Origin of the sequence: Bacillus sp. 165, from assembly GCF_017742235.1 — a bacterium.
Classification (GTDB): Bacteria; Bacillota; Bacilli; order Bacillales; family Bacillaceae_G; genus JAGHKQ01.
Map to the genome: position 1 here is coordinate 74,917 of NZ_JAGHKQ010000003.1, position 12,950 is coordinate 87,866.

Here is a 12,950-nt window from a genome sequence, read left to right on the forward strand (position 1 = left end):
GTACTATAATAAGTAAAAGCAGGAGAGGAACGTTTGTTATGAAGGAATCTAAAGAAGATTTTATACGAAAAGAAGGAAATGCTTTTCCGGGAGCAACGTATGCCAAGCATTTGCTTGAACATGTATTTTTGCTGCAGAGGGATCATTTATCGTCCGTTATGTTTGATGTTCATCGCGCTCATACGGTGATGCTTTTAGAGGCGGATATCATTGATATAGAGGAGGCAGGATGTATTTTACAAGGCCTTGATACAGTTTCTAAAATACAGATTAGCTCTTTGCAATATGATTCGGAATATGAAGATTTGTTTTTTTTACTGGAACAAAAAATAGGGGAAGAAATTGGGCATGATCTGGCAGGGAATATGCATATTGCGAAAAGCCGAAATGATATGGGAGTTACGATGTACCGCATGGTGCTGCGGAAGTATATGTTAGAATTGGCAAACAGTACGTTAGGTCTTGCGGAAGCTGTACTACATCAAGCAGAAGAACAGAAAGATACTATAATACCCGCGTATACTCATACTCAGCCTGCTCAGCCTATTACTCTCGGACATTATTTATTAGCTGTGTTTGATGGGCTAATGAGAGATATAGAGAGGCTATTGCGGGCGTTTAAAACAGTAAATCTATCGCCACTTGGCGCCGCAGCTTTATCTACAACTGGCTTTCCTATTAATAGAGAGAGGACTGCAGAATTGTTGGGGTTTGATGGGGTGGTGGAAAATTCTTATGATGCGATTGCAGGAGGAGATTATTTAGTAGAGGGGGCTACAGCTGTTCTCTCCTTGATGACAAATACAGGCAGGTGGATTCAAGATTTTCTGTTATATGTAACGAAGGAGTTTAACGCTATCTCTATAGCTGACCCATATGTTCAAATAAGCAGCATTATGCCGCAAAAAAGAAATCCTGTTTCAGTTGAGCATTCCCGGGCGCTAGCGAGCAGTTCAGCGGGTGAAGCATTAACGGTTCTTCATATGATTCACAATACACCCTTTGGAGATATCGTAGATACAGAAGATGATTTGCAGCCTCATTTATATAGAAGCTATGAAAAAGCAAATCGTGTCGTGCTGTTAATGAATGCTGTGATTCGAACGATGAATGTAAATAAGGAAATGTTACATGAACGAGCTGCAAAGCATTGCATTACTATCACAGAGCTTGCCGATGTATTGGCAAGGGATAAGCATATTCCATTTCGCACTGCTCATAAACTGGCAGGAGAAGTTGCGAAAGCATGCACTAACAAGCAATGTGAGCTGTATGAATTATCAGCTGCCGAAGTCAATCAGCTCTTGGAACGATATGCATCTAGTACATTAACAGATTGTGAGTGGAAGGATATTATCTCGCCAGATGTATTTGTCAGCCGCCGAAGTGTTAGGGGCGGACCGAACATACAGGAAGCAGAGCGGATGATTATAGAACGGAACAAGACAATGCAAGAAGCCCGGCACACTCTGGAACAAGCAGGGCAAAATATAAAAAAAGCAAACAATACTCTTATTGCTAGAATTCAAGAAATTATAAAAGAACAGCACCCATAATAGGGTGCAGTTCTTTTATGTGATTAAAAATTCTCTCTGCTGAATTTTCTTTATAAAAGCTGTATCTTTTCATAAAATCAGCTTGTGATAGCAGATGAAATCGGTTACACTGAGATTGTCTTATTTCACTAACTGAAGAAAGTCAGAACAGATGGAGGGGCACACCCCATTGCATCAATTTCGCAAAGGCAGCAAAGAACTAATAAAGGATATGAATCGCTATATTGTGCTAGACCATATTCGCAGGCACGGTCCAAGCAGCCGCTCAGATATCGCCAAGAAAACAAAGATAGGCATGTCTACATTAACAAATATTACAGAAGAGTTTTTGCAGGCTAATCTCCTGATTGAGGCAGGAACTGTGCATTCAACAGGAGGAAGAAAACCTGTGCTGCTGCAGCTGAACAGCGAGTATGGATATACATTTGGTATAAAAATTGAGGAAGAAAATATTCGGATTGCATTGACAAACTTACATGTGAAAATTGTCCATCAGCATGAAGCTGCTTTCCCAAAAGGAAGTGATCCGGAGTTTGTTATAAACATGATTGTGATGGAAGTGCACCGTATATTGAAAAGGTACGAGCTATCATTGCAGCATTGTTTAGGCATCGGACTTGCGGTTTCTGGTCTCATTAATCGTGAAACGGGTGTTATCGTTCGTTCTACATTACTGGGCTGGAAAAACGTTTCAATCTGTGAATACATTAGCGGGCAGCTGGATAGGATTCCCGTTTTTATCGATAAAAATATAAATGCTTATACTTTGGCAGAATGTTGGTTTGGTATCGGAAAGAAGTTCTCAGATTTTGTTTGCGTATCGGTTGGAGCAGGAGTAGGGTTATCCTTAGTCCTGCAGGGTGATTTGTATTATGGCAACTTTGGCGGCGCTGGAGAGTTTGGACATACAATTGTTCAGATGAATGGCTATCCGTGTCATTGCGGACAGAACGGATGCTTAGAAATGTACGCCTCTGAACATTATTTTACTAATGAAGGTCCGCTGTTAAAAGATCAATACGAGAGTACTCTTATTACAGAGTATACCTTTGATGGCGTTTGGCAAGCGTTTGCGCAAAAGGACCGATTGGCCCAGCATTTATTACAAAAATTAGGCGTTCATTTAGGATATGGAATCGTTAACATTATCAACAGCTTAAATCCGAAAAAGATTGTACTTATCGGTGAGGGAATGAAATATCAATCAGCCTTCCTGCCGTATGCAATGGAAACAGCTGAGAACAATTTTTTTGCAGCGGCAAATCTCAATACGGAAATTGCCGTATCGGAGCTCGGAGATGATTCGTGGCTGCAAGGAGCAGCATTGCTGGCGATGGAACAATTATTTCATGTTCCAATATATGAAAAACAGAAAGATAGGAGAGGGTCAGTATGGGACAAACATTCATAAAAGAAAATCAAGAATGGTGGAAAACAGGTACCGTATATCAAATCTATCCTCGCAGCTTTATGGATTCTAACGGAGATGGAATCGGAGATATTAAGGGTATTATTTCTAAGCTCGATTATTTGCAAAAGCTTGGAGTTGGAGTCATTTGGCTCAGCCCGGTGTACGACTCTCCAAATGATGATAATGGCTATGATATTCGCGACTATGAGGCAATTATGGAAGAGTTTGGCACGATGGATGAATTTGATAGCATGCTCGAGGAAATTCATAAACGCGGCATGAAGCTCATTATGGATTTGGTTGTGAATCATACTTCTGATGAGCATAAATGGTTCGTTGAATCTAAAAAAGGCAAAGATAACCCGTATCGTGACTACTACATTTGGCGTCCGGGTAAGGATGGCAAGGAACCAAATAATTGGGGCTCTGTATTTAGCGGCTCAGCATGGGAATATGATGCAGCAACAGACGAGTATTTTCTTCATCTTTTTTCTCGCAAGCAGCCGGATTTAAATTGGGAAAATCCGAAAGTGCGTGAAGAAGTGTACAGTATGATGCGCTTTTGGCTCGATAAAGGAATCGATGGATTCCGAATGGATGTTATCAATTTAATTTCCAAGGTACCAGAACTTCCTGATGCAGAAGTTGGAGAAGGACAGCGATATGGAGATGGCGGCAAATACTATGTGAATGGTCCGCGCATTCATGAGTTTTTACAGGAAATGAACAAAGAAGTACTCTCCAAATATAATATTATGACGGTGGGCGAAATGCCTGGTGCTTCGCCTCAAGATGCTATTTCATATACAAACCAGAACCGACATGAAGTGAATATGATTTTCACATTTGAGCATATGGATTTGGACAGTGCTCCAGGCGGAAAATGGAATGTCAAGCCATTGCAGCTCCTGGATTTAAAGGATAATTTGACGAAGTGGCAAACAGAGCTTCACAGTAAGGGATGGAACAGTCTGTATTGGAACAATCACGATCAGCCGCGTATTGTCTCCCGCTTCGGCAATGATAAAGAATTTCGTGTGGAGTCGGCAAAAATGCTGGCTACGTGCTTGCATATGATGCAAGGGACACCATATATTTACCAAGGCGAAGAAATTGGGATGACAAATGTGCAATTTTCACAGTTATCGGATTATCGCGACATTGAAACGTTGAATATGTATAAAGAGCGGATTGCAGCTGGGTATACACATGAACAAATTATGAATTCTATTTATATAAAAGGACGGGATAATGCTCGAACACCGATGCAATGGGATGATTCCATGCACGGCGGCTTCACAACAGGTGAGCCGTGGATTCAAATCAATCCGCGATACAAGGAAGTCAATGTGGAAAAAGCATTACAGGATGAAGATTCAATTTTTTACTATTATCAAAAGCTGATCCAGCTTCGAAAAGAACTGCCAATTATTACGGAGGGCGAGTATCGTTTGCTTCATAGAGAGCATGAAGCTATATATACGTATGAGCGGAATTGGAACGATGAAAAATTAATTGTTCTTTGCAACTTTAGCTCTGATGTGCAAACGCTGAATGATCAGGCGCTTAGTGATCAGATCAAGCAAGCAGAGATCGTAATCAGAAATTATGAGACGCAAGAAAATGAGGGTATTACATTAAGACCTTATGAAGCCGTTGTTTATTATAAAAAATAAAGTACAGTCGTTGTAAAAGGAGAAAATGGCATGAAAAAAACGTGGTGGAAAGAAGCGACAGCATATCAAATTTATCCTCGTAGCTTTATGGATTCAAACGGGGATGGGATTGGGGATATACAAGGCATTATTTCAAAGTTGGATTATTTAAAGGAACTTGGCATCGATGTTATATGGGTATGTCCGTTTTATAAATCTCCAAATGATGATAATGGATACGATATCAGCGATTACCAAGAGATTATGGATGTTTTTGGTACAATGGAAGACTTTGACACACTTCTTAGCGAAGTGCATGCACGTGGCATGAAGCTGATCATTGACCTTGTAATTAATCATACAAGCGATGAGCATCCGTGGTTTATCGAATCCCGCTCTTCAAAGAATAATCCAAAACGTGATTGGTACATTTGGAGAGACGGAAAAGACGGGAAAGAGCCGAGCAACTGGGAGAGTATTTTCAGCGGCTCTGCATGGGAATATGATGAAAAAACAGAGCAGTATTATTTGCATGTATTTTCCAGAAAACAGCCGGATGTGAACTGGGAAAATCCAGAGGTTCGCTTTGCGTTGTATGAAATGATGAATTGGTGGCTAGACAAAGGAATTGACGGATTCCGCGTGGACGCGATTTCACATATAAAGAAAAAAGAGGGCTTCCCTGATATGCCGAATCCGAAGGGGCTTGAGTATGTTCCTTCATTTGATGGTCATATGAATCAAGAAGGAATACAAGAGTATTTACAAGAGCTCAAAGAGCAAACGTTTGCTAAATATGACATTATGACCGTCGGAGAGGCGAACGGAGTTAAGGTTGAAGACGCAGATGAATGGGTCGGCGAAGAAAATGGGAAATTCAACATGGTATTTCAATTTGAACACTTGGACCTTTGGGATAAAGATAAAGCAGGGGAAATTGACGTTGTATCGTTAAAGAAAACGTTGACGAAATGGCAAAAAGGGTTAGAAAATCGCGGCTGGAATGCATTGTTTATTGAAAATCATGACAAAGCCCGTGTAGTTTCAACTTGGGGTAATGATAAAGACTATCGTGTGGAAAGCGCAAAAGCGTTTGCTGCTATGTACTTTTTAATGCAGGGCACACCGTTCATTTACCAAGGACAAGAAATTGGGATGACAAACGTACGATTTGAAACGATCGAAGAGTATGATGATGTAGCAATGAAAAACTATTATCGTATTGAAACCGAGAAAGGAAGCTCTCACCTTGACATTATGGAGGTTATCTGGAACAGCGGTCGCGATAACTCCCGTACTCCAATGCAATGGAATTCGTCGAAACATGCAGGCTTTACTACCGGTACTCCATGGATGGGTGTAAATGAAAATTATGAAACCCTCAATGTGGAAGCGGCAATACAGGACCCAAATTCTGTATATACCTTCTATAAAAAAATGATAAAGCTTCGTAAAGAACATGAACTGTTTGTGTACGGTACGTACGAGTTGATACTGCCTGAGGACCCATGTATATATGCATACACGCGCACGCTCGGGGATAAGCGCGCTGTAGTAATCAGTAACTTAACGAACAAAACGGTTTCATATGAATGCAGAGACTTTGCTTTATCTTCAAGCAATCTTATGTTACAAAACTATGATGTGAAGCAGCATAGCAATGTATACGCATTTGATCTGCAGCCGTATGAAGCGAGAGTATATTTTATTTAAAAAAGTGAGGGGATATCCCCTCACTTTTATTTTTGATTAATCCTTACGATGCCGCCTTGTTCAAATTGCTTCGTAGTTAATAAATCAATAACAGCATCCGCCACATAATCAGGAGAAAGAAGCTGTCCCTCTTCCTTCAATGCCAAAAAGCGCTCCACGTCTACAAAATCTTCTTTGCTAGAGCTGCGGATTTCTGCCTGCATATCTGTATCGACTACACCTGGAGCGAAGGAAATGATTTTCGCAGGATGTTCATTTTGCTCTTCTTCTACTGCAATGCAGCGTGTAAACATATCAACCCCGGCTTTGGAAGTACAATAAGCGCCCCACCCAAAGATTGGGTTTTTACCTGCTCCTGATGAGATATTAATAATACGTTTTTCTATGGCAAGGTCTTTTGTACGCTTCAAAAATTCAGAAGTTAACAGCATTGGAGCAAGCAAGTTTATATGTACATTTTCAATGATGTCTTCATGTTCTGCCCGTGCAATTGGTTTCGTAGGAGCAACAATACCTGCATTATTAATAAGAGAAATAGAATCTACACGAGACAAATCAATGTGTGAAAAAATTTGTTCTGCTAACGAATGTATATCATGAATGCTTTGTAAATCAAATAAAATAGTATGCACTATGGCACCTTTTTTCTTTGCTTCTTGTATGATATGTTCATTTGGCTTACGTGACACAGAGATTAAAACCATTTTCTCATGCAATAGCTTATGTGCAATTGCCTCCCCCAAGCCGCGTGATGCCCCGGTTAAAATAACATAGTTCATAAAATAGTGTCTCCTTTATGTACGTGGATTTGCCGTTAATTATAGAATGACTTCTCAGAAAATACAACTTATAAACAAGGAAATAGAAACATTTACGAGAATGAGAGAAGTATGCTGCGATAAACCATAAAAGATAGGAGAGTCTACTATGGATAATTTTGATGAAGTAATCAACCGAAGGCATACAAACTCTATTAAGTGGGACTACACAGACATCGTATTTGGCACAGAGGAAGAGTTATTGCCATTATGGGTGGCAGATATGGATTTTAAGACGGACAGTTCCATCGTGGAAGCGATTAAGGAAAGGGCGGAGCATGGCATTTTTGGATATGCAGGCAAGCCCGATTCCTATCTCGAAGCAATAGCAGATTGGCAGGAGCGCAGACATAATTGGAAAATTGAGAAAGAGTGGCTCGTATATTCTCCAGGGGTGGTGCCGTCGTTAAGCTTTTCAATTCTAGCATTTACTGAGCCAGGTGATGCAGTACTGGTGCAATCACCTGTGTACTATCCGTTTTTTTCCGTCGTCACAAATCATAATAGAAGGTTGGTCATCAACCGGTTAACCAAAAAAAACAACAGCTTTGCAATCGATTGGGAGGACTTAGAGCAAAAGCTGCAAACAGAGAATATAAAAATGCTGCTTCTATGCAGTCCGCATAATCCAGCGGGCAGGGTATGGAAAAAGGAAGAGCTTATGAGACTGGCTGCGTTATGTATCGAATACAATGTTGTGGTAGTCTCTGATGAAATTCATTCTGATCTCGTATTAAAGGAGCATACTCATACACCATTTGCTTCTTTATCAGAAGAGATTAGAGAACGAACCATTACTTGCATTTCTCCTACCAAAACCTTTAACTTGTCAGGAATACCAGCTTCGAGTGTAGTGATTCCTAACGAGCGGTTAAGAACACAGTTTCAACACGTGGTAAATAAGCTTGGAGTTGGTGTAACGAATTTGTTTGCTATTGTCGCTACGGAAGCAGCCTATTCAAAAGGGGAGAAATGGCTAGAGGAAGTGCTGGAATATATTGAGGGAAACTATCAATATGTTTGTCAGTTCTTTATGGAGCACTTTCCAGCTGTAAAGGTGATGAACTTAGAGGGTACATATTTAGCCTTGCTGGACTATGGAAGCTTGTCCCTTTCGAAGCAGGAAATGGAAGAGCTGCTGTTAAAAAAAGCGAAGGTAGCCTTTCAAGACGGCAGCTTATTTGGTGAAGGGGGAGAAGGATTGCTGCGGGTGAACATCGCTTGTCCGAGAGCTACACTGAAAGAAGCTGTAGAGAGATTTATACAAGCGATGAAGGACACTAAGTGAAGCATGCTGAAGTTTAGCGTGCTTTTATTATATTTTTTATAAATTTCATGTACTGTATTAGTGTACAAGCAAGAATTTAAATGTTTTAATAAGATTTGGGAAATAATACACAGCAGGAAGGTGAGCCCATGGCATACGAATTGGATAGCATTTTAATTTCGGAAGAACAATTAAAGCAAAAAGTGAAAGAACTTGGCGCACAAATGAGAGACGATTTTCAAGGTGAGCCTATCGTATTTATAATTGTATTAAAAGGAGCATTTGTCTTTGCAGCTGATTTAATTCGAGAGCTCGAAGGAAAGGTAACCGTTGATTTTGTGGCAGCGTCTAGCTACGGCAATCAAACGGAAACTACAGGAAAGGTACAGCTGTTAAAGGATATTGATGTGAACATTACAGAAAAGAATGTAGTACTTGTAGAGGATATCATTGATTCTGGTTTGACATTAAGCTTTTTAAAAGAGCATTTTCAGCTACATAAGCCAAAATCCATGAGGATTTGTACATTGCTCGATAAACCGGAGCGAAGAAAGGTAGACCTAAGTGCGGATTATGTAGGCTTTGTTATTCCAGATAGATTTATTGTTGGATATGGCATTGACTATGCAGAAACGTACCGAAACCTGCCATACATTGCTACGGTGAAGGAAGTATAAAAAACGCCTGATTCAGGCGTTTTTTAATGCTCACAAAGACTGCTTACAGAAACTTCGTGCTCTTGATCCGGAGTATCAGCAGCATAAATTCTGGCAGTGCCGTTTTCTTCGTTTACATGCTGAATCATGATTTGCTTACCTTCATATGTTACGTTCACAGATTGCCCCGATTCTGCAATTTGCTTTGCTCTTCCAATGTTCATAATTAGCCCCCTTAACTAGATTCCATCTTATGATGTCTAACGAGCAGCTATTTCATTCTCACAAAATAGAAATAAAAAACCATTGACACAGCCTCTTTAGTTTAGTATCTTGTTCAAGTATGTGTAAAAAATAGGAGGTTCATCATGAACAACAAGACAGTACAGCATGTGAAAATTACAACAGCAGATCCATCTGCGTTAGGTTTATTTGGACTTGCAATGGTAACACTCGTGGCATCCTCTCAAAAGCTTGGTTTAACAGAAGGAGTTTCCTTTGTATTACCATGGGCTATCTTTTTAGGCGGCTTTGCGCAATTATTTGCTTGCATCCATGATGCAAAGCATAACAATACATTCGGTACAACAGCATTCGGCGGCTTTGCTTTATTTTGGTTTGGCGTAGGAACATCATGGCTTATTCAATTAGGTGTGTTCGGAAAAGAATTGGCTAGTGCTGTTGATCCGAAACAGCTAGGTTTTGCATTTGTCGGTTATTTGATTTTTAGTATTTTTATGACAATCGGAGCAATGGAAACACATAAGGTATTATTTATTATTTTCGTTTTAATTGATTTCCTTTTTATCGGCTTGTCTTTAAGTACACTTGGCTTTATGCCGGAAAAAGCACATAAATTAGCGGCTATATCCGAACTTTTTATCTCTCTCTTTTCTTTTTACGGCTCTGCTGCCGCGGTATTAAATGCTCATTTCGGAAGAGTGTTTTTACCTGTAGGAAAACCATTCGGTATTTTTAAAAAGTAACTCGCAAACCTCTTGTCACAGTACAAGAGGTTTTTTGCTGTACAGGTTACAATAAAGGTATAGAAAGGAGAAGTGAACATGAAAATTGTGGTTATATCTGACACACATATTCCGAAAAAAGCCAAACGTCTCCCCGAAAAACTATTGGTAGACCTTGCAGCTGCCGATCTAATCATTCATGCCGGTGACTGGCAAACGATTGAGGTGTATGAGGAGATAAAGCAATATGGCCAAATTGCAGGTGTATACGGGAATGTAGATGGAAAGGAAATCATGCAAATGTTTCCTGACAAAATTTTGTTAGAATGCAACGGCTATACAATTGGGGTCGTTCATGGACACGGGAAAACTCTAACAACTGAACAACGGGCACTAGCTGCATTTGAAGAAGAAAATGTAGATTGCATTATTTTTGGGCATTCTCATATCCCAGTCAAAAAATACATAAACAATATATTGCTATTCAATCCCGGTTCTCCAACAGATAAACGCAGACAGCCTTGTTATTCGTATGGTATTTTGACGGCCGGAACCAAGCTGCATGCAGAGCATGTGTTTTTTGAGTCAAAGTAATAGAGATATGAAAGCAGGATTTTAGAGAAAAAACTAGAAGTCAACTAGTTGTATGGGCTATGAGAAAGGGTGGAGAGCTGCATGAAAATAGAATATTTACAGAGTGAAAACACACCAGACTTTATCGCTTATTGTAAAAAATACCGAGAAAGTGTGGATGACTCCTTTTTAATTGATGAAGAAATAGAGAAGTTCACTCCGGATGATGAAAATCCAACCTACATTGTGTTAGATGAAAAACAGGAAATCGTAGGAGCGGTATCATTACTGATGGACTCATATTTTCAGCGAGGAAAACGAGCACGATTTCGTATTTTTCACTCTGTGTTGTCAGAGCAAGCTATATACAAACAAATGCTTGAGACTGTTTTACAGCATGCGGCACGCCTTGAGAAGGTGTTTTTGTTTGTACCGGAAAAAAATAAAGAATTGCAGGCTATGATGCATGCCTTGCATTTTACAGTTGAACGATATGCCTATATGCTGACGAGAGAAGATAAAGAGGTGCCAGCTTTTTTATTTCCAACTGGATACTCTGTCCGTGCATTTCAGTTCAATCAAGATGAGGAGGATTATTGCATAGTAAGAAATGCAGGCTTTGCTAAGCTGGCTGGCTCAGAAACGCCTGTTACGCCAGAAGAAATACATAAGATGCAAGATCGTGATGATTTTATAGAAGAAGGAACCTTTCTATTATATGATGAACAAACACCAGTTGGAGTTGTTCGAACATATAAGGAGGACTTTCAAGGAGCAATATATTTAGGGGTTGGACCGCTGGCACTAGTTCCAGCACACCAGGGCAAGGGACTTGGCAGAAACCTATTAAGAACAGCGTTGTTACATGGACAGAAAATAGGGTTAACAAAAGCAATGCTTAGTGTGAATGCGGATAATGAAAATGCGATTAACCTGTATATTCAGGAAGGATTTCAAAAAGAGGAAGCATTTGTTTGCTTTCAATATTTTGTTAAGCAGAACAGATGCAGCGAAAGAGTATAAGATTACAATTGAGAAGAATAAGGATTATCCCTTATGTTCTCGACACACTGAAAATGACGCATCTCTTAGATGCGTCATTTTATGGTTCGCTGAAAAAGAAAGGGGAGTTGCCGATAAAACGTGGGGTTCGCCGAAAAAGAAAGGGGAGTTGCCGATAAAACGTGGGGTTCGCCGAAAAAGAAAGAGGAGTTGCCGGTATAACGAGGGGTTCGCCGAAAAAGAAAGGGGAGTTGCCGATAAAACGTGGGGTTCGCCGAAAAAGAAAGGGGAGTTGCCGATAAAACGTGGGGTTCGCCGAAAAAGAAAGGGGAGTTGCCGATAAAACGTGGGGTTCGCCGAAAAAGAAAGGGGAGTTGCCGGTATAACGTGGGGTTCGCCGAAAAAGAAAGGGGAGTTGCCGATAAAACGTGGGGTTAACCGAAAAAGAAAGAAAAATCGCCCATAAATCGTGAGGTTCGCCGAAAAAGGACTATCCCTTATTTTTTACATATCAATTCAGGGCAGGTAGTAAAGGGAATAGGAAGTTAATATGTATATAGTATTATTGTTCCTTGAAGGGGTGAACGTGTGCAAATTTTTTAAAAAAGGAGTGTTTTTGTTGACATACCAAAAGGATAACAAGCTGTTTCCCAAAAGTGACTCATCCTGTTTTCAACCTTTTATCAGTCCAAATCCGATAACCTTGTATAATCCTGTTGAACGATATCCTGATATAGACAAAACAGCCTTTATCGGCCCGTTTACTAGTGTAATAGGTGATGTAGAAATTAAGGAAAATGTATATGTGGCACCCAATGTGAGTATGCGTGCAGACGAGGGAACTCCCTTTTATATTGGAACCAATACGAATTTGCAGGATGGAGTCATTTTACACGGAATTGCCAAACGCTATGTAAGTGTCAAGGATAAGAAATATTCCATCTATATTGAAAATGAAGTTTCTGTTGCTCATAGTGCTCTGATTCATGGGCCGTGTTTTATAGGAAACAATACCTTTGTAGGCTATCATTCAATTGTATATAACGCAATCGTAGGGCCGGATGTATTTATTTCTCATAACGCAGTTGTGACGAACGGTGTCCGTGTTCCTCCTAAACGATTTGTACCCCCGGGGGCTCATATCGATACGCAGGAGAAGGCAGATGCTCTCTTTTTGGTAGCCGAAGCAAAAGAGGAATTTGCCAAAACGGTACAGAGCATTAATCAGCAGTTTCCTCCTTCCTATCACATATTGTTTGGAGAACATCGTTGCTCATGTGGTATGCCATACAATCGTTGAACATTTTATGTACAATAAAAAAATCCTTCTTGAG

The 12,950-nt window shown here is 40.1% G+C and carries 12 protein-coding genes; 10 read left to right on the forward strand and 2 right to left on the reverse strand.

The genetic code is table 11. The features are described 5' to 3' along the window. The first annotated feature begins 38 nt into the window (after window positions 1-38). The 4 genes from argH to J7Q84_RS05325 all read left to right on the forward strand — a co-directional run bounded on the left by argH (window position 39) and on the right by J7Q84_RS05325 (window position 6,335). Window positions 39-1,556 (forward strand): argininosuccinate lyase, encoded by a 1,518-nt coding sequence (argH, locus tag J7Q84_RS05310; protein WP_247739104.1) that lies wholly within the window; start codon window positions 39-41, stop codon window positions 1,554-1,556. Between the two features lie 169 nt (window positions 1,557-1,725). Then, on the forward strand, window positions 1,726-2,967 hold the full coding sequence (locus J7Q84_RS05315) for an ROK family transcriptional regulator (protein ID WP_209093409.1): 1,242 nt from the start codon (window positions 1,726-1,728) through the stop codon (window positions 2,965-2,967). Next, window positions 2,949-4,643, forward strand: a complete 1,695-nt coding sequence (locus J7Q84_RS05320; protein WP_209093410.1) for a glycoside hydrolase family 13 protein — start codon at window positions 2,949-2,951, stop codon at window positions 4,641-4,643. The genes J7Q84_RS05315 and J7Q84_RS05320 overlap by 19 nt, the downstream gene beginning before the upstream one ends. 30 nt (window positions 4,644-4,673) lie before the next feature. Next, window positions 4,674-6,335, forward strand: a complete 1,662-nt coding sequence (locus J7Q84_RS05325; protein ID WP_209093411.1) for a glycoside hydrolase family 13 protein — start codon at window positions 4,674-4,676, stop codon at window positions 6,333-6,335. Between the two features lie 26 nt (window positions 6,336-6,361). Here J7Q84_RS05325 and J7Q84_RS05330 read toward each other — a convergent pair whose 3' ends face one another. Next, window positions 6,362-7,114, reverse strand: coding sequence for a (S)-benzoin forming benzil reductase (locus J7Q84_RS05330; protein WP_209093412.1), 753 nt, complete (start codon window positions 7,112-7,114; stop codon window positions 6,362-6,364). Window positions 7,115-7,262: 148 nt separating this feature from the next. Between J7Q84_RS05330 and J7Q84_RS05335 the strand changes: the two genes are divergently transcribed. Next, entirely contained in the window at window positions 7,263-8,441 is a 1,179-nt protein-coding gene (locus J7Q84_RS05335; protein ID WP_209093413.1) for a MalY/PatB family protein, read from the forward strand. A gap of 128 nt (window positions 8,442-8,569) precedes the next feature. Further along, complete coding sequence (gene hpt, locus J7Q84_RS05340; RefSeq protein WP_209093414.1) at window positions 8,570-9,097, forward strand: hypoxanthine phosphoribosyltransferase; 528 nt, start codon at window positions 8,570-8,572, stop codon at window positions 9,095-9,097. Between the two features lie 23 nt (window positions 9,098-9,120). On the opposite strand, the gene J7Q84_RS05345 is transcribed toward hpt, so the two are convergent. Beyond that, window positions 9,121-9,300 (reverse strand): H-type small acid-soluble spore protein, encoded by a 180-nt coding sequence (locus tag J7Q84_RS05345; RefSeq protein WP_209093415.1) that lies wholly within the window; start codon window positions 9,298-9,300, stop codon window positions 9,121-9,123. A gap of 144 nt (window positions 9,301-9,444) precedes the next feature. Between J7Q84_RS05345 and J7Q84_RS05350 the strand changes: the two genes are divergently transcribed. From J7Q84_RS05350 to J7Q84_RS05365, 4 genes are all read left to right on the forward strand, one after another. Then, complete coding sequence (locus J7Q84_RS05350; RefSeq protein ID WP_209093416.1) at window positions 9,445-10,062, forward strand: acetate uptake transporter; 618 nt, start codon at window positions 9,445-9,447, stop codon at window positions 10,060-10,062. A gap of 78 nt (window positions 10,063-10,140) precedes the next feature. Further along, complete coding sequence (locus tag J7Q84_RS05355) at window positions 10,141-10,635, forward strand: metallophosphoesterase family protein (RefSeq protein ID WP_209093417.1); 495 nt, start codon at window positions 10,141-10,143, stop codon at window positions 10,633-10,635. Window positions 10,636-10,716: 81 nt separating this feature from the next. Beyond that, complete coding sequence (locus tag J7Q84_RS05360; protein ID WP_209093418.1) at window positions 10,717-11,637, forward strand: GNAT family N-acetyltransferase; 921 nt, start codon at window positions 10,717-10,719, stop codon at window positions 11,635-11,637. Window positions 11,638-12,235: 598 nt separating this feature from the next. Then, window positions 12,236-12,916: an LbetaH domain-containing protein gene (locus tag J7Q84_RS05365; protein ID WP_247739105.1), complete on the forward strand. Its 681-nt coding sequence runs from the start codon at window positions 12,236-12,238 to the stop codon at window positions 12,914-12,916. Window positions 12,917-12,950: the final 34 nt, after the last annotated feature.